Genomic DNA, 25,455 nt, shown 5'->3' on the forward strand with positions numbered 1-25,455 from the left:
GGTTCCGCTCCGCGGGTAACTTCATCGGCCTTCCGAGCGGTCCGGCGACCGGACCGCGAATCCTGGCGGACCCTCTGTTCGAGCTTCGAGGCCTCTGGCGTGACCCAGGCGCAGCATGTCCCGAGCCCCCGGCGCGATGCCGTCGCGCCGGAAGTGACGCGCGAGGCGATCGCGCGCGCGGGGCGGATCGTGCTCAAGGTGGGGACCGGTGTCCTCACCCATCCCGACGGCAGCATCGCGCTCGCCCGGCTCTTCGGCGTCGTCGAAGCGGCGAGCCGCCTTCGCCGCGAGGGGCGGGAAGTGCTCATCGTGACCTCCGGCGCCGTGGGGCTGGGGCGCGTCGCCCTGCAGCTCCCCGACCCCCTCGAGACGGCCGAACTGAAGCAGACGTGCGCGGCGGTGGGGCAGAGCCGCCTCATGGAACTCTACCAGCAGGGGTTCGCCCGGCTCGGCATCACCTGCGCGCAGATCCTCATCACATGGACGGACTTCGACGACCGGGTCCGCTACCTGAACCTGCACGAGACGCTGCAGAGCCTGTTCCGGCTCGGCGTGGTCCCGGTCGTCAACGAGAACGACGCGATCTCGCTCAACGACCGCGTGTACCGGGGGACGGGCAAGCGCCCGATCTTCGACGACAACGACCGGCTGGGCGCGCTCGTCGCGAGCGAACTGGCCGCCGACCTCATCGTGCTCCTGACCGACGTGCGGGGGGTCATGACCGCCGACCCGAGGCGTGACGCGGCCGCGAGGCTCATCTCCCGCATCGACCGGCCCGAGGATCACGCAATCGACTTGGACGGGCGATCGGAGGCCGGGCGCGGCGGGATGGCGAGCAAGCTGGAGGCGGCGTCGGTCGCGGCGATGGCGCGCGAGTCCATCGCGCGCCGGAGCGCGCCGTTCGGGGGCCTGGAACTCGTGCATGGGGAGCACATCATCCTCAAGGATCGTTCCGATGGCTGAGAATCTGCGCGCGCGGGCGGCCGCGGTGCGCGGGGCGCAGCGCGTCATCGGGAGCGCTCCCGCCGAACAGCGCACCGCCGCCCTGCGTGCGCTGAGAGACGTCCTCCTGCGCTCGCGGGGCGAGATCTCGCGGGCAAACGAGGAAGACCTCGCGTGCGCCGCGGAGGAAGGGCTCTCCGGACCGCTCCTCCACCGTCTGGGGCTGTCCGACGCCAAGTTCGAGAGCCTGCTCGAGGGCGTTGACGCGCTCGCCGAGGGCGAGGATCCCATCGACCGCGTCCTCACGCGCACGGAACTCGACGAGGGCCTCGTCCTCGAGTGCGTCCGGAGTCCGCTCGGCGTGCTCCTCATCATCTTCGAGAGTCGTCCCGACGCGGTGATCCAGATCGGGTCGCTCGCCATCCGCTCGGGGAACGGGGTGATCATGAAGGGTGGGCGGGAGGCCGCGCGCTCCAACGTCGTCCTCGTGGACTGCCTGCGGCGGGCGCTCGAGGTGGCGGGTCTCGATCCCCGGGCCGTGCTGGGCGTCCCGGACCGGCGGGACGTCGACGAACTGCTCGCCCTCGACGACCTGATCGATCTCGTCATCCCCAGGGGTTCGGGGGCGCTCGTGCGCTCGATCCAGGAGCGGAGCCGGATCCCGGTGCTTGGGCACGCCGAGGGCGTGTGCCACCTCTACGTCGACGCCTCGGCCGACCCGGCCATGGCGGTCAGGCTCGCGGTGGACGGGAAGTGCGACTACCCGGCGGCCTGCAACGCGACCGAGACGCTGCTCGTGCATGAGTCCTTCCTCCCGAAGCTGGGCTCGATCGGGGAGGCGCTGCGGGAGCGCGGCGTCGAACTCCGTTGTGACGAACCGTCCCGCCGGCTCCTGCCGTGGGCGGAAGCCGCCTCGGAAGTGGACTGGGGGCGTGAGTTCGGCGACCTCACGCTGGCGGTGCGGACCATGAGGAGCCTGGAGGAGGCTGTCGACCACATCCACACTTACGGGAGCAGCCATACCGACGCGATCGTGGCCGAGGATCGGGGCGTCGGGGAACGGTTCCTGAGAGCGGTCGACGCGGCGAGCGTGTTCCACAACGCGAGCACGCGGTTCGCGGACGGGTTCCGCTACGGGCTCGGGGCCGAGGTGGGGATCAGCACGGCGCGCATCCACGCGCGCGGGCCGGTGGGCGTTGAAGGTCTCCTGACGACGCGTTGGCTGCTACGCGGGGAAGGTCAGCGTGCCGCGGACTACGGCCCGGGCAAGCGCGCCTTCACGCACCGTTCTCTGGAGCTATAACCGGCGGATTCGCAGGTTGCGGTACCAGACCGGGTCGCCGTGGTCCTGGAGACCGAGGTGGCCCTCGTGGTGCCGGCCGTAGTCAGGCCACTGAACGAACTTGCTCCCCGCCACCTGGGCCTCCCATTCGGCGGAGCCGATCTCGTACTCGACGATCTGGACGCCGTTGAGCCAGTGGACGACCTGGTTGCCATGACGGACGATCCGCACCTCGTTCCACTCGCCGACCGGGCGCGTGACGTCCTCCGGCGGCGCGTGGAGGCCGTAGTTCGACCCCGCCGAGGTCAGGGGATTGCCGCCGTCGTAGTGCCCCGCGTTGTCCAGCACCTGCAGCTCCGGACCCGACTGGAAGGCGCTCTCGGTGTCCTCCGAGATGCCGAAGAAGACCCCGCTGTTGCCGGCGGGGCCGACCTTCCATTCGAGACGCAGGTCGAACTCGGTGTAGGTGTCGCGTGTGATGAGCGTCCCGCCCCCGACGCCGGGCGTGAAGGCGAGGGCACCATCGATCGCGCTCCAGCCCCCCGGGACATCCTCCATCTGGAACCCGCGCCACGCGTCGAGCGACGCGCCGTCGAAGAGGAGTTCGAACCCCTCGGCCACCTCCTCGGCGGAGAGTTGGTTGGCGGCTGCCTGGGTTTCGGCCGCGGCGTCCGACGCAGCGTCGTCCTCTGTCCGTGCCCCGGTTTCCGCCTGCGCGCAAGCCGAGGTTGCGAACATGGCGAAAGCCAGCGCTCCATACGGGCAGCGGGACAACGATCGGAACAAGCCTGTGTGTCGGTTCACGAGAGGTCCCCCGAATTCATCATGAGTATTACCGCTGCTGCATGGAGGCCGAGATCTACGCCGCAGGCGCGACAACGGCCTCACGGTAGACGGCCGACGAGTCAGCGACAAGCTGGACACAGGTGGACCCGATGCGCCGAAAGGCTCCGGCATTCGGCCATTCTCGTGCCCGAGCTCCCTAGGCTCAGGGACTGGCAAGCGGTTCCGTGCTTGACCATCCACGGACGATTAGTGACACTGGAGTGCATGTGCGGGCGGTTTGCTTGGGGCGGTCGTCATCTCACCGGAGGACATGCACCAGTTCTACGATTTCTTCGCGGGAGGAGGCATGGCGCTGGCGGGGCTCGGCGACCACTGGGAGTGCCTCTACGCCAACGACATCGATGAGAACAAAGCGCGGTGCTACGCCAAGAACTGGGGCGATGCACACCTACAGGTCGGTGATATCGCTGATGTAGAACCCAGCCAACTTCCCGGTCGCCCAGACCTTGCATGGGCGTCGTTTCCCTGCCAGGACCTTTCCCTCGCCGGGAGCGGCGAAGGCCTTGGGGGAGCACGATCCGGAACCTTTTGGCCTTTCTGGCGGCTCATGGAGGCGCTTCGAGCCGAGCGACGTCCCCCGCGTCTTGTAGTGCTTGAGAACGTGTGTGGCGCCATCACCTCGCACGGGGGGAAGGATCTCACCGAGATCGTCAGGGCGATATGCGACGGGGGATACGTGGTCGGGGCTCTCGTGATCGATGCGGAGCATTTTGTCCCCCAGTCCCGGAAGCGCCTGTTCATCATCGGCTTGCAGCAAACCGTGAAGGTCCCGGCCGAGACAATGAAGAACTCTCCCACCGACCTCTGGCACCCGCCGGCGCTCGTGAAGGCCCATGGCAAGCTGCCCGACGCACTCCGGAAGAAATGGATTTGGTGGAACATGGCCCCGCCACCACCACGACGGAGCATTCTGGCGGACATCGTCGAAACGGACGCCACAGGAGTGAGATGGCACACTGAGCAGGAGACCGCCCGGCTTCTTGAAATGATGACACCTTCCAATCGTCAGAAAATGGATCTTGCACGGTCTCTTGGTCGGCCCGTTGTGGGCACGGTCTATCGGCGTACGCGGCCAGATGGGTGCGGGGGACGAAGGCAGCGTGCAGAGGTACGCTTCGACGGCGTTGCCGGGTGCTTGAGGACGCCGCGTGGTGGATCGAGCCGTCAGACCATAATGATCGTCGATGGCAAGAGCGTCCGTACGAGACTCCTGAGTGCTCGCGAAGCCGCTCGCCTCATGGGCCTTCCCGATGAGTACTGGCTGCCTGACAACTACAATCAAGCCTACCATGTGTCGGGTGACGGACTGGTCGTTCCCGTCGTCAGACACCTGACGGAGCAGATTCTGGCCCCCTTGGTCGACTCCGAAGAGCTGAAAGCGGCGGCGGCCTAACCGGCCTGTGCCCAACCGTCCTCTAGAGGAACACCTTGCCGCGTTCGCTGAAGAACAAGGCTTTCGCGGCCAGAAAGGGCCCCTCTGCGTCGCCTTGGTCGTCACTCAGCATGCCAAGGAGAAAGGCCTGCCGCTTGACCCCGCGCAGCTCGTGACACCACGTGGTGGCCAGGTTGCAGGGCTTGGTAGGAGCGCGGTGCAATCGATACTTGGACGACACGGGATCCACCGAGTGCTCGCTGCGGAGGGGGGGCGTACAAGCCGCGGAAGCCTCGAGAACATGCGGAAGTACTCAGCTTGCCTGAACGAGCTGGGTGCCGACATCGATCTCGAGCGGGTGGAAACGTTCTGGATCGAAAGGGTTAGAGAGTTTTTTGCTGGAAAGCCGTTTAGGATCAGCCTCGATCCAGCAGCGTCAGTTCGGGCGGTCGTTCGCAACCTGATCGAACAGGCGACGAACCGCGAACGAGAGGTCGGCGGCGTCCACTACGCCGGGGCCGTGCTACAGCATCTCGTCGGGGCCACACTTGATTCCGCGCTGGGGCCCGACCAGATAGAGCATAATAGCTTCTCTACCGCGGATGCCCCGAAGGGCAGGGTCGGCGATTTTGCGATCGGCGATATCGCAATCCACGTGACGATGTTGCCGGGCACCCACCTACTCGAACGCTGCCGAGACAATCTCGAGGCTGGTCTTCGCCCGGTCATCATCACCCGTGGCCCCGGATCGGCCGTCGCGCACGAACTTGCCCACCGCTACACCATCGAGCACCGCATCGATGTCTTCGAAATTGGCCAATTCGTGGCGATTAGCGTCTACAATCTTGGCATGTATGCCGCCGAGGGGCGTCGCGCCGCCATACGCGGCATCGTGCAGCGGTACAACGAGATCATCGACCGGGTCGAAACTGACCCGAGTATCAAGATCGATCTCAGGGCATGAGCGAAACGCCCGAACGTCGCAGTCGCACTATGCGGGCCGTTCGGAGCCACGACACAGGCCCCGAACTTGCCGTGCGCCGAATGGTTCGAGAAATGGGCTATGGATACCGGCTGCACCAGAAGGACTTACCGGGAAAGCCGGATCTTGTCTTCCGAGGTCGGCGGAAGGCAGTGTTCGTTCACGGGTGCTTTTGGCACGGCCACGGGTGCCCCCGCGGAGCGCGACGTCCGAAGAGAAACCGTGAATACTGGACGGCGAAGATCTCCCGTAACCGGGAGCGCGACGAAAGGAACATCCAGGAGCTTGTGTCCGTCAGGTGGGATGTTCTTGTCTTGTGGGAGTGCCAACTGCGTGACTCCGATCGCCTGAGAGGTCTCATCAAGGCTTTCCTGGATCTGGACTCGACGGGTCGCCGGGTTAGCGACCAGAGCACAGCGAAAGCCACAATAGATGAGGCAACTAACGCCCAAGACGTAGCGCTTGCAGAAGAAGTGTTGGAACGCATACGGATCGGTGACGAAGAGCTGATAGATGCACAGGAGATGTGGGGCCGAACCAGATGAGCCAATCGGAGTCCAACCGTGCAGTGAGGCGACGCCACATCGGTACTCACCGTTCTAATACACCTTGTGACCTGCAGAAACCGAACGTGTCTCGATGGAAGACCGAGGATGGCGCCACCATCCGGAGATGACGGTCAGCGGCGGCCGCCGGCGATGCGGGTGGCTTCGGGGCGCCGGCGGAGGGCGAGCATGCTCCACGTCCCGAGGGCCGGGCCGATGGCGAGCGGGGCGAACGCCCACTCCCAGCCGAGCGCCGCTTCCCACACCGGGATGAGGCGGATCGTGGCGACGGTGAGCAGGAAGCCGATCGCGGTCTGCAGCGTGAGCGCGGTGCCGATGTACTCAGGCTCGGTGAGTTCACTGACGCAGGCGGAGAACTGCGCGGAGTCGGCGACGATGGCGAACCCCCACACGAGACAGACCGCCGCGACGGCCCAGGCGGGGCCGCCGAAGAGGGGCCCGATGACCAGGCAGCAGGCGCCGCTGATCACCATGCTCCAGCTCGTCACGACCGTTCGCCCCAGGCGATCCGCGAGCACGCCCGCCGCGGCGGCGCCCAGCCCCCCGGCGGCGATGGTCCCGAAGGCCAGGAACGACGCGAAGGAGGGGGTGGTGCGGAGGCTCGCGTCCGTGGCGAAGCTCGCCGCGAGGAAGGCGGGAATCCAGGTCCACATGGCGTACAGTTCCCACATGTGCCCGAAATAGCCGCCGTTGGCGAGCATCGTCGCCCGGTCGGCGAAGATGCGCCGCACGACGCGGGGATCGAAGGGCGCGGCCGGCGCCTGGTGGGGACCGGTGCGCAGCCCGGTCGCGGCGAGGACCGCGGCCGCCACGGCGAGCGCTGACGCCAGCAGGAGGACGGGCTGCCAGGCGCCGATCCCTCCGAGCGGCCGCAGCAGGTGGGGCATCGCGCTCCCCACCGAGAGAGCGCCGATGAGGACCCCGATCGCCATCCCGCGCCCGGCGCGAAACCAGCCGGCGACGATCTTCATCCCGGGTGGGTAGACGCCCGCCAGCGCGACCCCCGTCACGAAACGCAGGACGAGCGCGGGGGCGAGGCTCTCGGCGAAGAGGGCGATCGCGGTCGTGGCGGCGGCCCCGAGGAGCGCCGATCCCGCCATCAGCCGGCGCGGGTCCCATATGTCCGAGAGGGTGAGCAGCGCCGAGAGGACCGCTCCCGCGGCGAAGCCGAGCTGCACCGATGTGGTGAGCCAGGCCGCTCCCGAGCCGCCGAGCCCCCACGCGTCGCGCAGCTCCGGCACGACCGCGCTGGCCGAGAACCAGAGCCCCATCGCGAGCAGCTGGACCAGCGCGAGGAGGGCGAGCTGACGGTACCGCTGCGGGCCGGTGTCCCGGGAGCGCGGGGTCACGGGGCGTCGGCGGGTGACGTCGCGGCTAGCCCTCGCTGTCCGCGAACTGTCGCTGCAGGCTCCGGACGACGGCGGGGTCGGCGAGCGTCGTCGTGTCGCCCAGCGCCCGTCCCTCGGCCACGTCGCGCAGGAGCCGCCGCATGATCTTCCCGCTCCGCGTCTTGGGCAGTTCGGCCGCGAAGATGAGGTCCGCCGGCCGCGCGATGGCGCCGATCTGGGTCACCACATGCGCCCGCAACTCCTGCCGCAATTCCTCGGATGTCTGTACGCCCTCGACCACGCTCACGAACGCGGCCACCGCCTGCCCCTTGATCTCGTCCGAACGCCCCACCACGGCCGCCTCCGCGACCGCCGCGTGGTCGACCAGCGCCGACTCGACCTCCATCGTGCCGATCCGGTGGCCGGCCACGTTCAGCACGTCGTCGACGCGGCCCATGATCCAGTAGTAGCCGTCCTCGTCCACGCGCGCCCCGTCGCCCGGGAAGTAGATGCCGGGCCACTTCGACCAGTAGGTCTCCCGGTATCGTTCCTCGTCTCCCCACACCCCCCTCAGCATCCCCGGCCAGGGCGAGGTGATCGCGAGATAGCCGGACTCGGCCGGGTTCCCCGCCTCGTCGAGGATCGCCGCCTCGATCCCCGGGAAGGGGACGGTGGCCGACCCCGGCTTCGTCGTGATCGCGCCCGGGAGCGGCGTGATCATGATCCCGCCCGTTTCGGTCTGCCACCATGTGTCGACGATCGGACAGCGGGTGCCGCCGATGTTCTCGTGATACCAGACCCAGGCCTCCGGATTGATCGGTTCGCCGACCGTCCCGAGCAGCCGGAGCTTCGAGAGGTCGTATCCCGCGGGCCAGTGATCGCCCCACCGCATGAAGGCGCGGATCGCCGTGGGCGCCGTGTAGAACACGGTCACCCCGTAGCTCTCGCACAGGGCCCAGAAGCGGCCCCGGTCGGGCCAGTCCGGGGACCCCTCGTACATGAGGACGGTCGCGCCGTTCGAGAGCGGACCGTAGACGATGTAGGAGTGGCCCGTGACCCAGCCCACATCGGCCGTGCACCAGTAGATGTCGTCTTCCCCGAGATCGAACACCCACTTCGTCGTCGCGGTGACCTGCGTCATGTAACCGCCGGTCGAGTGCATGACGCCCTTCGGTTTCCCCGTCGTCCCCGACGTGTAGAGAATGAAGAGGAGGTCCTCCGCATCCATGCGCTCGGCCGGACACTCGGGAGAGGCGTCCGCGATCAGGTCGTGGTACCAGTGGTCCCGGCCCTCGACCATGTCGCACGACGGCGTCTCGACCGCGTCCCCGTACGGCGCCGCCTCCGGGTCCGTGGCCGCGGAGCGGCACACGACGACGACGCTGCTCACGTAGTCGAGGCCCTCGATCGCCGCGTCGGTGCTCGCCTTGAGCGGGATGATCGCGCCGCGGCGATATCCCCCGTCCGCCGTGATCACGCAGCGTGCTCCGGCATCCTCGATCCGGTCGCGGAGCGACTGCGGGGAGAAGCCGCCGAAGACGACCGAGTGCGGCGCCCCGATGCGCGCGCAGGCGAGCATGGCGATCGCAGCCTCCGGGATCATCGGAAGGTAGATCGCGACCCGGTCGCCCTTGCCGACGCCGAGTCCCCTGAGCGCGTTGGCGAAGCGGCACACCTCCTCGTGCAGTTCGCGGTAGGTGTACGTCCGCCTGTCTCCCGGCTCGCCTTCCCACAGCAACGCAAGCGCCGAGCCGTGCGCCTCGAGGTGCCGGTCGAGACAGTTGTGCGCCGCGTTCAGGGCGCCGCCCACGAACCACTTCGAGAACGGCGGGTTCCACTCCAGCACTTCCCGCCAGGGTTGGAACCAGTCGAGTTGCCGGGCCCACGCCTCCCAGTAGCCCTCGCGGTCCCGCGCGGCCTCGTCATATGGTCCGCGATCGGCGACGTGCGCGGCCTCCGCGAAGGCGGCTGGCGGCTCGAAGGTTCGCTTCTCGTCGAGCAGGACGTCGATTTCCCGATGCTGTTCTGTCATGGAAACGCTCGGATCGGCGAGGGGATCGCGGGACGCGCTTGTCACGGCGTCGCCCGGGCCGCCATTTAGCGGTCCGGTCCGGAGACGGTCGGCGTGACATTAGACGACGTCCGCCGGAGCACGCAAGAAACCCCGGCGTGCCGTGAGGACAAAGAACGGAATCCCATGAACGACGGCACTCTCCAACTGATTCTCATCGGCGCCGGAGGACTCGTCGCGCTCCTCGCGCTGGTCTTCGGCGTCTGGATCGGGCTCGGGTCTCCGGGGCTGCATGACAGGTACGAACAGACGGGGAAGGCGCCGCGCCAATCTCCCTGGCGCTGGCTGCTGGCGGGTCGCCGGCGCGCCCGTTCCAGCCGTTTCGACGCGGTGCTGCGGGACGAGGAGGAGGGCCCGGAGCCGGAACCGGAATCGGACCGCCCGAGGCCGAACTTCAGCCGCGGGCGACGCTTCCGCCGCTAGCTGCCAAGCTAACCATCGTCCCCGTCTTCGTCGTACGCCCAGACACAGAGGTCCTCCCCGCGCGCCTCGCAGCGGGAGTGGACGATGCGGGGTCCCGTCGCGCGGTGCTGCTCGAGGATCTCGTCGATCAGGCCGACCAGGAGCGCGCAGCCGTGGCTGCCGTCCGTCGCGTGCGCGGGGAGCCCCCCTTCGATTTCGAGCGCCCTGCTCCCCTTCGCGACCCGGACGGGTGAGCCGGGACACAGACGGCGGGCGATGCTCCCCGACCATTTCCAGGCGCGCCAGCGCCGCAAGCGCAGGGGCAGGAGCCGCGCCGCAATACCGCGCCCGAAACCCTGGTTACGCATGCTCACGCGCGCCAGGCCATGCCCGGCCGCCTCGAAGATCGCCGCGGCATCGGCGCGGCGATCGACCAGCCTGAAAAGGCTCGCCACCTCGTCCGCCGTCACATCCTCGCGTTCGGCTTCGTAGCGACGGATCTGGTTCGTTACCACGCGGGAAAGCCCCAGCCTTCGCCGAAGGTTGAGGGACTGGTCCGTGAAGCCCAGTTCGTCCGGATCGTCCGGCATATCCAGATCCCGGAGGGCCGTCAGGAGCGCCAGGGGGACGGCCGCGGGAATCTCGCCCGGGAACCGCCGCTCTTGTGGGGTTGAGAACTCGATTGGCATATAGAAAGGGAGGCTATGACGGGCGACCGGGGCGAGCAACCGGCGTCACGGACCGCCACAAGAGACCGCAGGGCAACCCGGGAGGCAACATGAGAGCACCAGTCACGAAGGAAACGACGCACGCGCTGCTGCGCATCGTCGCCGGCGTCATGCTATGGCAGCACGGCGCCCGAAAGCTCTTCGGCTGGCTGGGCGGCAACGCCGCCGATTCCTGGTTCGCATGGCCCGTCGGTATCGCCGGGATCATAGAGTTCTTCGCGCCGATCCTCATCATCCTCGGGATCCGCACCCGTTACGTCGCCTTCCTCCTCACGGGACACCTCGCGGTGGTCTACTGGTGGTGCCACTTCTTCGGCCGCGAGATGGAGTTCTGGCCGATCGTGAACGGCGGAGAACTGGCCATCCTGTACTGCGCCATCTTCCTCTTCCTGTGGACGACCGGCGGCGGGAAGTGGAACCTGGACCACCTCATCCCGGGCCCCGGCCGGGAAGACTAGCCGACCACGGGCGTACGTTGTTCGGCCGCCGCTCCGGCCCCACATTGTGCGGCCGGACGGCGGCTTCCGCAGGGTGCCGCCGTCTCGCGCATCCCCCCGGCGTGACCTTTCGTCTCGCCAGGCGCTGCTAACGGACGGAGCGAACCCGCGACCCATGTACGACCCCAGAGCCGTCGAAGCCCGCTGGCAGGCGTGGTGGGAGGAAAACGGGACGAACGCGCCCGACCTCGATGCCGCCGAGAGGCCGTTCTTCAACCTCATGATGTACCCCTATCCGTCGGCGGAGGGGCTTCACGTCGGCAACCTCTATGCCTTCACGGGCGCGGACATCTACGGCCGCTTCCGGCGACTGCGGGGCGACGACGTTTTCGAACCCATCGGGTACGACGCGTTCGGGATCCACTCCGAGAACCACGCGCTCAAGGTGGACACGCACCCGATGGAACTGATCCCCTCGAACATCCGCAACTTCGAGCGGATGCTGAGGGCGGCGGGGCTCATGACCGACTGGTCGCGCACCGTCGATACGACGGATCCCCGCTACTACAGGTGGACGCAGTGGATCTTCGTCCAGCTGTTCAAGGCGGGCCTGGCGGAGAAGAAGGAAGCGGCAGTCAACTGGTGCCCGAAGGACCAGACGGTCCTCGCGAACGAACAGGTGATCGGCGGGCTGTGCGAACGCTGCGACGCGGCGGTCGAGCAGCGCATGCTGAGCCAGTGGTTCTTCCGGATCACCCACTACGCGCAGCGGCTGCTCGACAACCTCGAGTGGATCGACTGGTCCGAGACGACGAAGACGGCGCAACGCAACTGGATCGGGCGCTCGGAAGGGGCGCGGCTCCATTTCCCGCTCGCCGGTACCGACGGAGCGGAGGGAGACCGGATCGAGGTGTTCACGACCCGCCCCGACACGCTCTACGGGGCGACGTTCATGGTCCTGGCGCCCGAACACCCCTTCGTCGAACGGCTCACGACGGACGAGCGGCGCGCCGAGGTGGAGGCGTACGTCCAGGCCGCCGCGGCCATCGACCTCGTGGAGCGGCAGAAAGCGGACGACCGGGAGAAGACCGGCGTCTTCACGGGCGGTTTCGCGCGGAACCCGGCCACCGGCGAGGACATCCCCGTGTGGGTCGCAGACTACGTGCTCATGGACTACGGGACCGGCGCGATCATGGCCGTGCCCGGACACGACCAGCGCGACTTCGACTTCGCGCGGCAGTTCGGGCTCTCGATCGTCCAGGTCGTCTGCTCCCGCGCGGCCCTCCCCGAGAGCGCGGACCCGCGGGAGGTTCCGGGAGACGGCGGGACGTCCGCGTTCGTCGAGCATACGCCCGACGAGATCCTCATCAACTCCGGCCGTTTCAGCGGCATGGAGGCGGACGCGGGCGGGCGCGCGATCACCGAGTGGCTGGCGGAGCGCGGCCTCGGGGCGCCCGAGGTCAACTACCGGCTGCACGACTGGTGCATCTCGCGTCAGCGGTACTGGGGGCCGCCGATCCCCATCATCTACTGCGACGCCTGCGGTGCGCAGGCGGTGCCGGAGGAGGACCTGCCCGTCGTCCTCCCCTTCGTCGAGGACTTCCGTCCCACGGCGACGGGGGTGAGTCCGCTCGCCCGCGACGAGGCGTTTCACGCCACGACGTGCCCGGCCTGCGGGGCGGATGCGCGACGGGAGACGGACGTCTCCGACACCTTCCTCGACTCGGGCTGGTACTTCCTGCGCTACCCCTCGACCGAGTTCGACGACCGGCCGTTCGACGCGGCGCGCACGCGGAAGTGGCTGCCCGTGAGCAGTTACATCGGGGGCGAGGAGCACTCCGTCCTCCACCTCCTCTACTCCCGCTTCCTCACCATGGTGCTGAGCGACCTCGGGCACCTCTCGTTCGAGGAGCCCTACGACCGCTTCCGCAAGCACGGGCTGCTCATCAGGGAGGGCGCCAAGATCTCGAAGTCGCGCGGGAACGTGATCCTGCCCGACGAATACATCGAACGCTTCGGCGCGGACACGTTCCGCGTGTACCTGATGTTTCTCGGGCCCTTCCAGCGTGGCGGCGATTTTCGCGACAGCGGTCTGGCGGGTCCGGATCGGTTCCTGAACAAGGTGTGGGACAGCGTGACGGCGGCGGTCGAGTCGGGGCGGACGGGGTTCGACGACCCGGGCGTGGAGCGGGCGCTGCACGCCACCGTGAAGCAGGTCTCGGAGGACCTCGAGGCGCTGAGCTACAACACGGCGATCGCGGCGATGATGGACTGCCTGAACACGCTGCGGTTCGGAGGGCGCACCGCCTCGATCGACGAGGTGCGGCCGCTCGTCATCCTGCTCGCGCCGGTGGCCCCGCACATCGCCGAGGAGCTATGGGCCCGTCTCGGAGAGGAGTCGAGCGTGTTCGATCACGCCGAGTGGCCGGCCTGGGACGAGCGCAAGCTGGCGGTCGACGAGGTCGAGCTTCCGGTACAGGTGAACGGGAGGCTGCGGGCCACGATCCGCGTCGCCCGCGGCGCCCCGGAGGCTGTCGTGCGCGAGGCGGCGCTGGCCGAGGCGAACGTCATCCGGCGGCTCGACGGGGCGGAGATCCGCAAGGTGATCCACATCCCGGACCGCATGCTGAACCTCGTGATCTCGTAGTTCGGCGTAGTTCGGCGACCGCGGGGACGGCGGGTGGCCGTCACCACTCGACGGAACCCTCCTCGTCCGTGTCGATGCGGGCCGGGGTTCCCCCCTCGCCGAAGAGGAAGATCCGCAGGTTCGTGTAGAGGAACTCGCGTGCCGACGTTTCGTGGAGCTTCAGGCCGTAGTGGTTGATGAGGAGCATCTGCCGCTCCTTCCACTCCTCCCAGCAGGACGTACAGATTTCGGCCACGATCCGTGTCCCCAGCTCGCCCGGGAAGGGGTTGCGGCCGATCCTCCCCTGATCGTCGCGGTCGCAGCGCGTGCAAGCGAATGATTCCGTCATCCCGGACCTTCCGTCAGGCGGGTGAGGGCCTCCCACGGGTCGCCGGCCGACGCCTCCCGCATCAGCGCCTCGACGGAGGGGACCAGTTCGCCGCGGGCCGTATAGACGCGCTCGAAGTCATCCAGCCTCGTGTAGTACAGCAGGCGCGAGATGATCCACGCGTTGTCGAGACCGGCGGGATCGATCAAGCCGTACTGCCCCGCCCGGAGTTGCGGCCTGTACTCCGTCTCGAAGCGGCGCGCGGCCTCCTCGAACACCTCCCGTTTGGCGACCCGCTTCGCGTCGTCCGGCATGTCGGAGGCGTACACGTCCTCGAGCGGCTCGAGAATGGAGTGGAAGAAGCGGCCGAACACCCTCGTGTCGTCCCAGCGCAACCGCGCCCGCTCGCAGGCGCTCGCGTCCCGCACCGCGTCGCAGAAGAACTCGATCGCGCCGCGGTGCCCCACGAAGTTGGCGAAGCTCTCGTTGAAGTCCGCCTGACCGGTGGGGAAGTAGGTGCTGTGCGTGATCTCGTGGATCACCGTCTCGACGAGCCCGAGACTGTCGAGGCGCAGCGTGGTCGACATGATGGGGTCGGGGAACCAGCCCAGCGTCGAGAAGGCGGAGACCGCGCGCACGGACACGTCGTATCCCTCGGCGGCGAGGCCGGCGGCCTCCGCGCGGGCGTCCTCGAAGTCGAAGTAGCCCTTGTAGGGAAGGTGGCCCACGATCGGGAACCACCACGTCTTCCAGCGGAGTTCGAATTCGGGCGCGGCGAGCACGGTCAGGACCAGCGTGTCCCGGTGCAGCTGGGTGAACGACTCGTAGCTCGCGCCCGCGCGCAGGCCGAGGTCGCGTTCGGCGAAGTCCCGCGCGTCGAGCACGAGCCGCAGCTTGTCGCGGGTCTCCCGGGCCACGGTCGTATCGTGGATCACGGCGCGGATCGGCCGCCGGGCCGAGAGGATACGGGCCTCCTCCCAGCCGGCCCGTAGCACATAGGCCGGCGAGCAGCCGCCCGCGCAGAGCAGGAGGAGCGCCGCGAACGCGCGGATGCCCGTGGTCATGCGCACCGGACGTAGTGGAGATGCGCGCTCACGTCGTCGCGGCGGTACTTCCGCCGCGGACCGTCGGCGTCGCTCCGGTAGCGGCGGTACGGCCGGCGGAAGAACCGGTACGTGTCGGGCAGCCCTCGTTCGCGCAGGGCGCGCTCGATCCCGGCCCGGTCGAGCAGCCCCTCGTCGTAGTAGCTGAACAGGATGTGGCGTGCATCGGCCGCCTCCAGCACCTCGCGCAGCGCCCCCGCAGCCCGGTGCTTCCGGCACCAGTCCGACCGCGACCCCTCGTCGGGGATGAGACCCGTCTTCCCGCGGATCTCGGGCGGCGGGGTCCAGCCGAGCGCGAGGAGTTCCGGAATGTGATAATACCCCGGGTATTGCCGGCTGTTGTACGGAGGGTCGAGGTAGACGAGATCGACGGGACCGATGGTTGCGAGGCGTCGGGCGGCGGGGCCCCGGAACGCGCTGCACGCTCCGGCGCCGTTCTGGCGTGGTGTCGGTTTGAGCGGACGCAGTTCGAGCGGGCGCCGGGCGTTGGGCTGCATCGTCTTGACGAACGAGGCGTACACGCCGGTCGTGTTGGCGACCCGGTCGGCGGCCTCGATGAGGGTCGCGATGAGCAGCTGCGCCTCGGCCCGCCCGAGACGGGCCTCGCGGGTCCAGCGCTCGATCCGCGTCCGGATGCCGTCGATCTTCCGGCCGTTCTCGGGCGAGAAATACATGCGGCCGTGCTCGCGGCCGGCCGCGCCCTGGAGGGTGTAGTGCTCGGAGACGAACCCGTGGCCGTCGGATCCCGCCGGCTCGTCCAGATCCGCGAGCCACGCCAGGAGTGTGCGGTAGCCGACGTTCTCCGCCCCCGTCCCGTTCCGGGCCCCCGCGGGAAGCAGAGAAGCCGGGAAACGAGGCGCGTCGTCGAGTTCGACGCGGGCCACCTGCAGCGCGTAGGAGGCCGCCAGCAGGTCGCCGCAATGGACCTGCCAGCCCGCCTCCTTGAGTGCCATGGAGACGCTGGCGGTCCCGGCGAACGGGTCGCACGCCACCCCGGGCGCCCGCTGGATGCGGCGCACGTGGTGCATGAGGAAGGGGATGAGTTTCGTCTTGTTCCCGAGATAGCGCACGCGGGAGAATATAAGGCCCTGCCGCGGGCGAAAAGTTCGGACGCGGCGGCGTGAACGCGGGGGCGCGGCTCTCGGGGGCGGCGGCGCGGGTGGCGCCGGCGGCGGAGGCGCTGCTCGGGCGGGTGCGGCCGGACATCGGGCGGGCGCTGGCGGGCCGCCGCCGGGCCGCCGCGGAGCTGGTGGCCTGGGGGCGCCGGAGGGCGCCCGGGCCGCTGGTGTGGCTCCACGGCGCCTCGGCCGGCGAGCTGCTCGGCGCGGCGCCGGCCATCCGCACCCTTCGGTCGCGTGGCGCCGACCGCTCCGGCCGGCGCGCCCAGCTCCTCGCGACGCATTCCTCGCCGTCCGGCCGCGCGGCGCTCCCGTGGCTGGACGCGGACCACGCCGCGTATCCGCCGCTCGACCGGAGACGGGACTGCGACGCGGCGCTGGCCGCGCTGCGGCCCGGGCTGCTCGTGTTCGCGAAGCTGGACGTGTGGCCCGGTCTCGCCGCCGCCGCCGCGAGGGCCGGGGTGCCGACGGCGCTCATCAACGGCACGGTACGGGCCGGGAGCCGGCGGGCCGGTCCGGTGGCGCGGTGCCTGTTCCGCCCATCGTACGCACGGCTCGAAGCGGTGGGCGCCGCGAGCCCGGAGGATGCCCGGCGGCTCGTGGCCCTCGGCGTCCGCGCCGACCGGTTGGGAGTGACCGGGGACGCGGCGTTCGACCTGGCTCTCGAGCGCGCGGACCGGGCCCGCGCGGATGGCTCCGAGGCGGCCTTCCGGGCCGCGCTCGGCGGACCGGGCGAGGGGACGCTGCGCCTCATCGCCGGTTCGACGTGGCCGGCCGACGAGCGGGCGTTGCTCGACGGCGTCGCGGCCGCGCGGCGGGCGGGTGGCCCGGTCTGGCAGCTGGTGATCGCGCCGCACGAGCCGACCGCCGCGCATATCGACGAGCTGGTCGCCTCGTGCGCGGCCCGCGGGGAGCGCGCGGTCCGCTGGAGCCGGCTCGGCGAATCCGCCGGGCCGCCGGCCGGCGCGGTCATCGTGTTGGACGAGGTCGGGCGGCTCGCGGAACTGTACGCGGCGGGCGATGCGGCCTGGGTCGGCGGCGGCCTCGGGGGCACCGGGCTCCACAACGTGCTCGAGCCCGCCGCCGCCGGGCTGCCCGTCCTCTTCGGCCCGCGGCACGACCGGGCCGACGCGCTGGCCCTCGAAGCGGCCGGCGGCGGGCTCGGCTCTCCGGCCGGCGCGCTCGCCGACACCCTGTCCAGGCTGGTCGACCCGCGGCTCCGCGAGCACCACGGCCGGGCCGCGCGCGCCTTCGTCGAGGCCGGCGCCGGCGCCGGCACCCGCACGGCGGATCTGCTTTCCTCCCTCTGGCCCGGTTAGCGCCGCGCGCCGGACCCCCCGCCCCCGGCGGTCAGCTCTCGAGCATCGAGCGTTTCGGTCCGAGCACGAACCAGAGCACGGGGCCCACGATCGGGCACAGGAAGATCACCGTCACCCAGAGGATCTTCTCCCGCCCCGGCGCCCCGGAGAAGGCGATCAACCACGTGGCCCAGAGGTTCAGGGCGACGAGCAGGAGCGCGAGCATCCAGCGAGTATCCAGCCCGGCAGCCCACTCGAGGGCCGCGTTCATGCGGCCGCCGTCGGCTTCCGGAACTGGAGCCGGTGGAGCTGCGCGTAGAGGCCGCCCCGGTCGAGCAGCGTGTCGTGCGTGCCGGACTCGGTGATCCGCCCCTGATGGAGGACGAGAATCCGGTCGGCCCCCCGGATCGTCGACAACCGGTGCGCGATCACGAGGCTCGTCCGCCCTCGCATGAGGCGCTCGAGCGCCGTCTGGATCTCCGCCTCGATCTCCGAGTCCACCGAACTCGTGGCTTCGTCGAGCAGCAGGATGGGCGGATCCCCCGCCAGGGCGCGGGCGAAGGAGACGAGTTGCCGCTCGCCGACCGAAAGGTTGCCGCCCCGCTCGCTGAGAGGTTCGTCGTACTTCTTCGGGAGTCGCGCGAGGTGCCGGTCGACGCCCACCTGTCGCGCCGCCTCGCGGATCTCGTCCGCGCCGATCCCCTCCCGGTCGAGCGCGATGTTGTCCGCCGCGGTTCCCGAGAACAGATAGACATCCTGCAGCACGAGACCCATCCGGTGCCGCAGGTCGGCGAGCCGGAGGTTGCGAATGTCCACGCCATCCAGCGTGATGCGTCCCCGCTGCGGCTCGTAGAAGCGCATGAGGAGGCTGAACAGCGTCGTCTTGCCGGCCCCGGTGGCGCCGACCACGGCCAGCCGCTGGCCCGGTGCCGCCACGAAGTTGATCCCGCGCAGCACCCATCCGTCGTCGGGTGCGTCCCCGTCGAGCCGCCCCTCGGCCCCCTCCCATGCCGCCGCGTTCGCCAGCGCGGGCGTCGTAATGCCCGCCGCGTCCTCCTCCGGCGAGAGATACCGGAACCACACGTCCTCGAACTCGATGCGGCCCCTCACCGCCGCCGGATCGACCGGCCGCCGCGGGTCCTCGATCCCCGGGGCCTCGTCCAGCAGCCGGAAGATCCGCTCCGAACTCGCCATCGCCCCCTGCAGGATGTTGTACTTCTCCGACAGATCCTGGATGGGACGGAAGAACCGTCTCGCGTACTGCAGAAAGGCGACGATGACCCCGATCGTCAGCGTTCCCTCCAGGGCCTGGTTGCCGCCGTACCAGATGATCAGCGCCAGCGCGACCGAGGCGAGCACCTCGATGACCGGAAAGAAGAGCGCGTAGTAGGTGATGGACCGGAGGTGCGCCTCGAGGTGGTCGTCGTTGATCTCGCGGAACCACCGCGCGGTCATCGCCTCCTGCCGGAAGAGTTGCACGACCCGCACACCCGTGATGCGCTCCTGCAGATAGGCGTTGATGCGTGCCAGCCGGACCCGGATGTCGCGGTAGGCCTCGCGGACCCTCCTGCGGAAGACCCAGGCGGCCACGAACACGAGCGGGAGCACGGAGAACGTCACGAGGGCGAGCCGCCAGTCCATGACCAGCATGGCCACCATGATGAAGCCGACGGTGAACACGTCCCCGAAGATCGTCACGACCCCCGACGTGAACATCTCGTTCAGGACCTCGACGTCGCTCGTGAGCCGGGTCATCAGCCGTCCGACCGGGTTCCGGTCGTAGTAGGCGAGCCGGAGGCGCTGGAGATGACGGAAGATCTCCTGCCGGAGGTCGAGCATCACATTCTGGCCGATCCATGTGGTGAGGATCGTGCGCCCGTACTCGAGTACGCCGGAGAGGAGGAGCGAGATGAAGAAGATGATCGCGAGATTGCGGAGCGCGCCGAAGTCACGGCGCGGGATGGCCCCGTCGATGACCTCCATCGTCAGCCAGGGCCCGATCAGCGCCAGGCCGGAGGCCGCGATGAGCATGACGACGGCGATCGCTACCCTGAGCCGGTAGGGCCTGAGGTAGGCGAGCAATCGCCTCATGAGGCGGGCGTCGTACGCCTTGCCGAGCGCTTCTTCTTCCTGGAGCGGGCCGTCGGGCGTCTGCATGCCGCATAGTACCGACTCGTCCGCTCGCTTCCAATCAGGTTGGCGCGGGTCCGCGCCGCCGGCCATCATCCTCGTATGACCGACCGGATTCGGGTCCGAGGCGCCCGGCAGCACAACCTCAAGGGCGTCGACATCGACATCGAGCGCGGGGCCCTCACGGTCCTCACGGGGCCCTCCGGCTCGGGAAAATCGAGCCTCGCCTTCGACACGATCTACGCGGAGGGGCAGCGCCGGTACATCGAGTCGCTCTCCACCTACGCGAAGCAGTTCCTCGAGCGGATGCCCAAGCCGGCCGTCGATCTCGTCGAGGGCGTGAGCCCTTCCGTCGCCATCGACCAGAGCAACCGGGTGCAGTCGAGCCGCTCGACGGTGGGGACGATCACGGAGGTGTACGACTACCTGAGGCTGCTGTGGGCGCGCGTCGGCACCACGGTGTGTCCCGGCTGCGCCCGTCCCGTCGTCCCCGATACGGTGACCTCGGCCACCGACGCGCTCCTCGCCCTCGGCCCAGGGGTCCGGCTCGCGATCGCCTTCCCGCTCGCCCGGCGCGAGCGCGGGACGGGCGCCTGGGCCGTGGAGAGTCTGCGGGCGCGGGGCTATGTACGGGTGCTGGCGGATGCCGTCGAGTTCTACCTGCCGGACATCGACCTCGAGTCGGAGGCGGGCGCCGCCGCGGTTCGCACCCTGGCCCGGGCGAGCGACTTCCTGGTCGTGGTGGACCGCGTGTCGGCCCGGGAGGCGGACCGGGAACGCATGGCGGATTCGCTCGCCGCCGCCTTCGCCGAGGGCGGCGGTGCCGCCCTGGCGCTCGCCTACGCGCCCGGCTCCGCTTCCCCCGAACGACATCTGTTCGAGGAGTCCCACCGGTGCGCGGCGTGCGGTGACACCTTCCCGCGCCCGACGCCCGCCCTGTTCAGCTTCAACAGCCCGGCCGGCGCGTGCGAGACCTGCACGGGGTTCGGCGCCGTGCTCGAGTACGCCGCCGAGTTGATCGTCCCCGACCCTCGGCGATCGCTCGATGCGGGGGCCCTGGATCCGTGGGCGAAGCCTCGCTACACGCGAGAGCGGACGAGACTGCGCGAGTTCGCGAGATCGGTCGGGCTGGATGTTTCGGCGCCGTGGGAGACGCTGCCCGCGGAGGCGCGAAGCGTGTTGCTGGAGGGTGGACGATACGCCGGAGAACGGTTCCGGGGCGTGATCCCCTTCCTTCGCTCGAAGGAGAACAAACGCTACAAAGCGTACATCCGCGTCTTTCTGCGCCAGTATCAGCTTCCTGAGCGGTGTCCCGGCTGCGGGGGAGCGCGGCTGAAGGCGGAGGCGCTCAACGTCCGCGTAGCCGGGCGCCATATCGCCGATCTCGCGGGACGGACGGTGGCGGAGATCCGCCGCTGGCTGTCGGGAGACCTCGACCTCCCCCCGTTCGGGCGGCGGACGGCGGAGACGATCCTGCGGGAACTCGAGCACCGGATCTCGTTCCTGGGCGAGGTCGGGCTGGGGTATCTGACGCTGGATCGGCAGGCGCGCTCCCTGTCGGGCGGCGAGATGCAGAGGATCCGGCTCGCGAGCTGTCTCGGCAGCCGGCTCGTGAACACGCTCTACGTCCTCGATGAGCCGACGATCGGGCTCCACCCGCACGACATCGAGGTGTTCACGGGCGTACTCGAACGGCTCGCGGGCCGCGACAACACCGTGCTCGTCGTGGAACACGAACCCGCGGTGCTCGAACGGGCGGACCGGATCGTGGAACTGGGCCCGAGGGCGGGCGAGCAGGGCGGCGAGATCGTGTTCGACGGCGCCTGGGAGAGCCTCCTCGCCGCGGAGACCGGCACCGGGCGCGCGCTGGCGCGACGAGCCCTGGCGCCCCGAACCGGCGGTCCGAGCCGGGTGTCGCGGCCGGTCCGGCGTCGCGGCCGACGCCCGGAGCCGGGCGCGGAACTCGTGCTGCGCGGGGCCCGGCTGCACAACGTGCGGGGCATCGACGTGACGATCCCCCTCGGTTCGCTCACGCTGGTGACCGGCGTCTCGGGGTCCGGCAAGTCGACCCTGGTCCATGGCGTGCTCTTCCACGCGCTCGAGAAGGAAGTGGCCGACCGGTCCTCGGCCAAGCCACACCTCGGCGAGCCGGCGGGTTCCTGGGAGAAGCTCGAGGGGGCCGAACTGCTCGACGACGTCGTCCTCGTCGACCAGCGGCCGATCGGACGCACGCCGCGCTCCAACCCGGCCACCTACATCGGGGCCTTTACGCCCCTCCGCAATGCGTACGCGGCCACCCCCGAGGCGCGCGCCCGCGGATACGAAGCCGGCTACTTCTCCTTCAACCGGGCGGGCGGACGGTGCGAACGGTGCAGGGGGGCGGGCGAGGAAACCGTGGAGATGGTCTTCCTCGCCGACGTCTCCGTGCCCTGCGACGCGTGCGCGGGCTCGCGGTACCGGGCCGAGGTACTGGAGATCGAGATCCGCGGCCGCTCGATCCGCGACGCCCTCGACATGACGGTCGACGAGGCGATCCGCTTCTTCATCCGCAACGACCGCCTCGGGGCCCGCCTGTGGCACCTGCAGCGGGTGGGCCTCGGCTATCTGCGGCTGGGCCAGCCGGCGACGACGCTCTCCGGGGGCGAGGCGCAGCGGTTGAAGATCGCACGGGAACTCGCGCGACGGGGAAGCGCGGGCCGGCGACTCTACATCCTCGACGAGCCCACCGTGGGTCTCGGCGTCGCCGAGGTCGGCACGCTGACCTCGGTCCTCCGGGAACTCGTGAGCGAGGGCCACACGGTGGTCGTGGTCGAGCACAACCTCGACCTGATCGCCGACGCGGACTGGGTCATCGACATGGGGCCCGGGCCCGCGGACGACGGGGGGCGGGTCGTGGCGGCGGGTCCGCCCCCGGCGATCGCCGCGGTCGAGGCGTCCCGCACGGGGGCCTTCCTGAGCGCCCGCGCGCGCCGACTCGAGCGAGATGCCGTCGTGGCCGGCCCGGCCGAGTCGGCGTGAGCGACGCCGCCGAGCCGCGCGTCTCGGTCCTCCTGCCGTGCCGGGACGCGGAGCCGTTCCTGCCCGAGTGCATCGCGAGTCTCCAGGCGCAGTCCGAGCGGCGCTTCGAGGTGCTCGCGCTCGACGATGGGTCGCGGGATGACACGGGTGCGCTCCTGCACGCCTGGGCCGGGCGCGATGCCCGCGTGCGACTCGTCAACCGCGATGGCTCGGGCATCGTCGCCGCGCTGCGCCGGCTGGCGCGCGAGGCGCGGGCGCCGCTCATCGCGCGCATGGACGCGGATGATATCGTGCGGCCCGGGCGGCTGGCCGCGCAACTCCGCCTCCTGGCCGACCGCCCCGACATCGCCGCGTGCGGGACGGGCGTCCGGTATTTCCCGCGCCCTCCGGCCGGCTCCGGGTACCGCCGCTACGAAGCCTGGCTCAACGGCCTGACCGATGCCGCGTCCGTCGAGCGACATCTGTTCGTGGAGTGTCCCATCGCGCATCCCACCCTGATGGTGCGGCGCGCCGCCTTCGAAGCGGCCGGCGGCTATCGCGAGACCGGGGGACCGGAGGACTACGACCTCATCCTCCGACTGGCCGCCGCGGGTCACGGACTCGCGAACGTACCGGAGGTGCTGCACGAGTGGCGCCTTGGCGCCCACCGGCTGTCGGAGCGGTCCGCCCGATACAGCCCCGGCGCCTTTCGTCACCTGAAGGTGTCCTTCCTGGCCGGTCGCCTGCCTCCGGACCGCCCGCTCGTGATCTGGGGCGCCGGCAGCGTGGGCAAGGCGTTCGCCCGCACCTGGCGGGAAGAAGGCGGGACGTTCGCCGGGTTCGTGGACCTGGATCCCCGCAAGATCGGACAGACTATCCACGGAGCTGTCGTCATCAGACCTGAAGATCTCCCGGGGATCGTCGCGCCCGCCCGCCCTTACGTACTGCTCGCGGTCGGGACGCCGGGAGCGCGCCGCGACATCCGGGAGGCGCTCGACGCCATGGGTTTTCGGGAGATCGAGGACTATCGCGCCGTGGCGTAACCGTCCAGCAGCTTCCACCGCACCCCGTCGAATTCCCGCATCAGATCGGCCCCGTAGGCGGACGACGGCGTCTGATAGCCGACCTTGACGTCACCCGCGACCACGCGTGCCGCGATCGCCACCGCGGTGGTCGCGGTGAACCCGTAGGGGTCGGGGGTGCGGAGGCGCGCCGCGCTGCGTCTCCCCTCCGCGTCCTCGATTTCGGCCACGAGGATCGCATAGTCCCCGCGGCGCTCCGATTCGCTCGGCCCCTCAGGGGCGAGGTCGACCAGGCGGTTCAGCAGGCGCTGTGACATGCGCCGCGAGAGCAGCGGCCCGAAGCTCCGGCTGATCCGCGTCATGCGCCGAAAGCGGCGGCTCGCCTGGCCGTAGCTCTCGATGTTGGGGATCCCGGTCGACCGCCAGGCCGTCGAGACGTCGCCCAGCGCGCTCACCAGCGCCGCCCCCGGGAGTGAGCCGAAATCGAACTCGTGCTGGAGTTGGCCGGGACGGACTCTCGTGAGCGATCCCTCACGCCGAATGCGAAGGTTGTCGGCGCTCTCGAGGATCGTGCGGGCGGTCCCACGTGAAACGCCGCTCCGGGCCGCGAGACCGAGCCTCAGATAGCGGCCCCCGGGATGCCGCGCGGCCAGGTCCGCGATCAGGCAGTCGCTGGGGACGACATCGAACCCGACCCCCGGCAGGAGCATGATTCCCGCCTCGCGCGCCGCCGCATCCCGGGCCGCGAGCGCCTCGAACACATCGATTTCCCCGGTGATGTCGAGATAGTGGGCACCCGTCTTCAGGCAGGCGTCACACATCGGGAGGGCCGTGCGCGAGAACGGGCCAGCGCAATGGAGGACGACCGCCACGTCCTCCAGGGCCGCGGTGAGCGGTGCCGGGTCGTCCAGCCCGAAGACCCGTGTCCGCAGGCCGAACGTCCGCGCCACGGCGGCCAGCCTGGAGGGATCCCGTCCAGCCAGGACGGGCCGCAATCCGGAGCGCACCGCTTCGGCCGTGACGAGCCGGCCGGTATATCCGGTGGCGCCGTAGATCAACAGCTTCGATGGATGCATGGCAGCTTCCCTGCACACGGATCGGCACATACTAATCGATGCGAACCCGAACCGCCCCGCAACCCGGATGTCCGTCATGCGACTCCTGCTCGTCAGCGATCTGCACACCGATCTCGAGGCGGCGGCCGCCATCGTCGCGCGGGCGCCCGACTTCGACGCCATCGTGGGGGCGGGCGACTTCGCCGTGAAACGACGCGGCCTGCGGAAGATCATGGACGTCCTGGCCGAGATCGAGACCCCGACCATCCTCGTCCCCGGAAACGGCGAATCCGTCGAGGAACTCGCCGGCGCGTGCGCCGACTGGCCCGCCGCGCACGTGCTGCACGGTGACGGCGTGGAGCTTGGCGGAATTCCCTTCTTCGGGCTCGGCGGGGGCGTGCCCGTCACCCCCTTCGGCGCCTGGAGCTACGACTTCACCGAGGACGAGGCGCGCGGGCTCCTCGCGGACTGCCCCCCCGGCGCCGTGCTCGTGACGCACTCCCCTCCGCTCGGCCACGCGGACATCGATCGCGCGGGGCGTCACATCGGCAGCCTCGCGGTGCTCGAGGCGGTCGAGCGAACCCGCCCACGGCTGGTCGTGCGCGGGCACATCCACGACTCCCGGGGCGTCCGGTCCCGGGTCGGCGAAACACCCATCGCGAACGTCGGCCCCCGGGGAACCGAGTGGCGCCTCGAGTGAGACGCTCGCCTGCCCGCGAACCGGCCCCCGGCACGCGCGGGAACGCCGCGCGGAGAGTCGCGAGACGCCCCCGAAACCCGTAAGTTATACGGGCTTTCCGAGCGTGGCCGGGCTCCTCCGAA

23 protein-coding genes are annotated in these 25,455 nt (G+C 69.8%); 12 read left to right on the forward strand and 11 right to left on the reverse strand.

Going from position 1 to position 25,455, the window contains the following annotated elements:
* The first annotated feature begins 99 nt into the window (after positions 1-99).
* Positions 100-963 carry a glutamate 5-kinase gene (gene proB, locus ACPXY0_RS00300; protein ID WP_423927374.1) on the forward strand — a complete coding sequence of 288 codons (864 nt, stop codon included), beginning with the start codon at positions 100-102 and terminating at the stop codon, positions 961-963.
* On the forward strand, positions 923-2,245 hold the full coding sequence (locus ACPXY0_RS00305; protein ID WP_423927376.1) for a glutamate-5-semialdehyde dehydrogenase: 1,323 nt from the start codon (positions 923-925) through the stop codon (positions 2,243-2,245). The genes proB and ACPXY0_RS00305 overlap by 41 nt, the downstream gene beginning before the upstream one ends.
* Here the strand turns inward: ACPXY0_RS00305 and ACPXY0_RS00310 are convergent.
* Positions 2,240-2,962 carry a 3-keto-disaccharide hydrolase gene (locus ACPXY0_RS00310; protein WP_423927378.1) on the reverse strand — a complete coding sequence of 241 codons (723 nt, stop codon included), beginning with the start codon at positions 2,960-2,962 and terminating at the stop codon, positions 2,240-2,242. The genes ACPXY0_RS00305 and ACPXY0_RS00310 overlap by 6 nt on opposite strands.
* 358 nt (positions 2,963-3,320) lie before the next feature.
* On the opposite strand from ACPXY0_RS00310, the gene ACPXY0_RS00315 reads away from it, so the two are divergent.
* The gene (locus tag ACPXY0_RS00315; RefSeq protein ID WP_423927380.1) at positions 3,321-4,463 is read left to right on the forward strand and encodes a DNA cytosine methyltransferase; all 1,143 of its coding nucleotides are present in this window, start codon (positions 3,321-3,323) and stop codon (positions 4,461-4,463) included.
* 22 nt (positions 4,464-4,485) lie between these two features.
* Here ACPXY0_RS00315 and ACPXY0_RS00320 read toward each other — a convergent pair whose 3' ends face one another.
* Positions 4,486-4,692, reverse strand: coding sequence for a hypothetical protein (locus tag ACPXY0_RS00320; RefSeq protein WP_419934911.1), 207 nt, complete (start codon positions 4,690-4,692; stop codon positions 4,486-4,488).
* Between ACPXY0_RS00320 and ACPXY0_RS00325 the strand changes: the two genes are divergently transcribed.
* Both ACPXY0_RS00325 and ACPXY0_RS00330 read left to right on the forward strand, forming a co-directional pair.
* Entirely contained in the window at positions 4,591-5,406 is an 816-nt protein-coding gene (locus tag ACPXY0_RS00325; RefSeq protein WP_419934900.1) for a DUF4928 family protein, read from the forward strand. The genes ACPXY0_RS00320 and ACPXY0_RS00325 overlap by 102 nt on opposite strands.
* Positions 5,403-5,969, forward strand: a complete 567-nt coding sequence (locus ACPXY0_RS00330) for a very short patch repair endonuclease (RefSeq protein WP_419934622.1) — start codon at positions 5,403-5,405, stop codon at positions 5,967-5,969. The genes ACPXY0_RS00325 and ACPXY0_RS00330 overlap by 4 nt, the downstream gene beginning before the upstream one ends.
* 134 nt (positions 5,970-6,103) lie before the next feature.
* Here ACPXY0_RS00330 and ACPXY0_RS00335 read toward each other — a convergent pair whose 3' ends face one another.
* Positions 6,104-7,339, reverse strand: a complete 1,236-nt coding sequence (locus tag ACPXY0_RS00335; protein ID WP_423927383.1) for an MFS transporter — start codon at positions 7,337-7,339, stop codon at positions 6,104-6,106.
* 25 nt (positions 7,340-7,364) lie between these two features.
* On the reverse strand, positions 7,365-9,350 hold the full coding sequence (acs, locus tag ACPXY0_RS00340; RefSeq protein ID WP_423927385.1) for an acetate--CoA ligase: 1,986 nt from the start codon (positions 9,348-9,350) through the stop codon (positions 7,365-7,367).
* A 165-nt stretch (positions 9,351-9,515) separates the two neighbouring features.
* On the opposite strand from acs, the gene ACPXY0_RS00345 reads away from it, so the two are divergent.
* Positions 9,516-9,812: a hypothetical protein gene (locus ACPXY0_RS00345; RefSeq protein WP_419942734.1), complete on the forward strand. Its 297-nt coding sequence runs from the start codon at positions 9,516-9,518 to the stop codon at positions 9,810-9,812.
* Between the two features lie 8 nt (positions 9,813-9,820).
* Here ACPXY0_RS00345 and ACPXY0_RS00350 read toward each other — a convergent pair whose 3' ends face one another.
* A complete protein-coding gene (locus ACPXY0_RS00350; RefSeq protein ID WP_423927387.1) occupies positions 9,821-10,381 on the reverse strand; it encodes a hypothetical protein in 561 nt (186 codons plus the stop codon).
* Between the two features lie 188 nt (positions 10,382-10,569).
* Here ACPXY0_RS00350 and ACPXY0_RS00355 point away from each other — a divergent pair, with 188 nt between their 5' ends.
* Both ACPXY0_RS00355 and leuS read left to right on the forward strand, forming a co-directional pair.
* A complete protein-coding gene (locus tag ACPXY0_RS00355; protein WP_423927389.1) occupies positions 10,570-10,977 on the forward strand; it encodes a DoxX family protein in 408 nt (135 codons plus the stop codon).
* A gap of 154 nt (positions 10,978-11,131) precedes the next feature.
* A complete protein-coding gene (gene leuS, locus ACPXY0_RS00360) occupies positions 11,132-13,603 on the forward strand; it encodes a leucine--tRNA ligase (RefSeq protein WP_423927391.1) in 2,472 nt (823 codons plus the stop codon).
* A 40-nt stretch (positions 13,604-13,643) separates the two neighbouring features.
* On the opposite strand, the gene ACPXY0_RS00365 is transcribed toward leuS, so the two are convergent.
* Genes ACPXY0_RS00365 through ACPXY0_RS00375 form a run of 3 tightly spaced genes read right to left on the reverse strand, consistent with a single transcriptional unit; the run spans position 13,644 to position 16,083 of the window.
* The gene (locus ACPXY0_RS00365; RefSeq protein ID WP_423927393.1) at positions 13,644-13,931 is read right to left on the reverse strand and encodes a Fe(2+)-trafficking protein; all 288 of its coding nucleotides are present in this window, start codon (positions 13,929-13,931) and stop codon (positions 13,644-13,646) included.
* Positions 13,928-14,974 (reverse strand): aminopeptidase, encoded by a 1,047-nt coding sequence (locus tag ACPXY0_RS00370; RefSeq protein ID WP_423927395.1) that lies wholly within the window; start codon positions 14,972-14,974, stop codon positions 13,928-13,930. Before ACPXY0_RS00370 ends, ACPXY0_RS00365 begins: the two co-directional genes overlap by 4 nt.
* Positions 14,971-16,083: a DNA adenine methylase gene (locus ACPXY0_RS00375; protein WP_423927397.1), complete on the reverse strand. Its 1,113-nt coding sequence runs from the start codon at positions 16,081-16,083 to the stop codon at positions 14,971-14,973. The genes ACPXY0_RS00370 and ACPXY0_RS00375 overlap by 4 nt, the downstream gene beginning before the upstream one ends.
* Before the next feature lie 50 nt (positions 16,084-16,133).
* Between ACPXY0_RS00375 and ACPXY0_RS00380 the strand changes: the two genes are divergently transcribed.
* Positions 16,134-17,450: a 3-deoxy-D-manno-octulosonic acid transferase gene (locus ACPXY0_RS00380; RefSeq protein ID WP_423927399.1), complete on the forward strand. Its 1,317-nt coding sequence runs from the start codon at positions 16,134-16,136 to the stop codon at positions 17,448-17,450.
* 31 nt (positions 17,451-17,481) lie between these two features.
* Here ACPXY0_RS00380 and ACPXY0_RS00385 read toward each other — a convergent pair whose 3' ends face one another.
* The gene (locus ACPXY0_RS00385) at positions 17,482-17,700 is read right to left on the reverse strand and encodes a PLDc N-terminal domain-containing protein (RefSeq protein WP_423927401.1); all 219 of its coding nucleotides are present in this window, start codon (positions 17,698-17,700) and stop codon (positions 17,482-17,484) included.
* A complete protein-coding gene (locus ACPXY0_RS00390) occupies positions 17,697-19,586 on the reverse strand; it encodes an ABC transporter ATP-binding protein (RefSeq protein WP_419942725.1) in 1,890 nt (629 codons plus the stop codon). Before ACPXY0_RS00390 ends, ACPXY0_RS00385 begins: the two co-directional genes overlap by 4 nt.
* Positions 19,587-19,661: 75 nt before the next feature.
* Here ACPXY0_RS00390 and uvrA point away from each other — a divergent pair, with 75 nt between their 5' ends.
* On the forward strand, positions 19,662-22,577 hold the full coding sequence (gene uvrA, locus ACPXY0_RS00395) for an excinuclease ABC subunit UvrA (protein ID WP_423927404.1): 2,916 nt from the start codon (positions 19,662-19,664) through the stop codon (positions 22,575-22,577).
* Positions 22,574-23,599: a glycosyltransferase gene (locus ACPXY0_RS00400; RefSeq protein ID WP_423927406.1), complete on the forward strand. Its 1,026-nt coding sequence runs from the start codon at positions 22,574-22,576 to the stop codon at positions 23,597-23,599. The genes uvrA and ACPXY0_RS00400 overlap by 4 nt, the downstream gene beginning before the upstream one ends.
* Here ACPXY0_RS00400 and ACPXY0_RS00405 read toward each other — a convergent pair.
* A complete protein-coding gene (locus ACPXY0_RS00405; protein ID WP_423927408.1) occupies positions 23,581-24,654 on the reverse strand; it encodes a saccharopine dehydrogenase family protein in 1,074 nt (357 codons plus the stop codon). The genes ACPXY0_RS00400 and ACPXY0_RS00405 overlap by 19 nt on opposite strands.
* A gap of 76 nt (positions 24,655-24,730) precedes the next feature.
* Here ACPXY0_RS00405 and ACPXY0_RS00410 point away from each other — a divergent pair, with 76 nt between their 5' ends.
* On the forward strand, positions 24,731-25,333 hold the full coding sequence (locus tag ACPXY0_RS00410; protein WP_423927410.1) for a metallophosphoesterase family protein: 603 nt from the start codon (positions 24,731-24,733) through the stop codon (positions 25,331-25,333).
* The last annotated feature ends 122 nt before the right edge of the window (positions 25,334-25,455 follow it).

The organism is Candidatus Palauibacter sp. (genome assembly GCF_965237495.1).
Lineage (GTDB): Bacteria > Gemmatimonadota > Gemmatimonadetes > Palauibacterales > Palauibacteraceae > Palauibacter.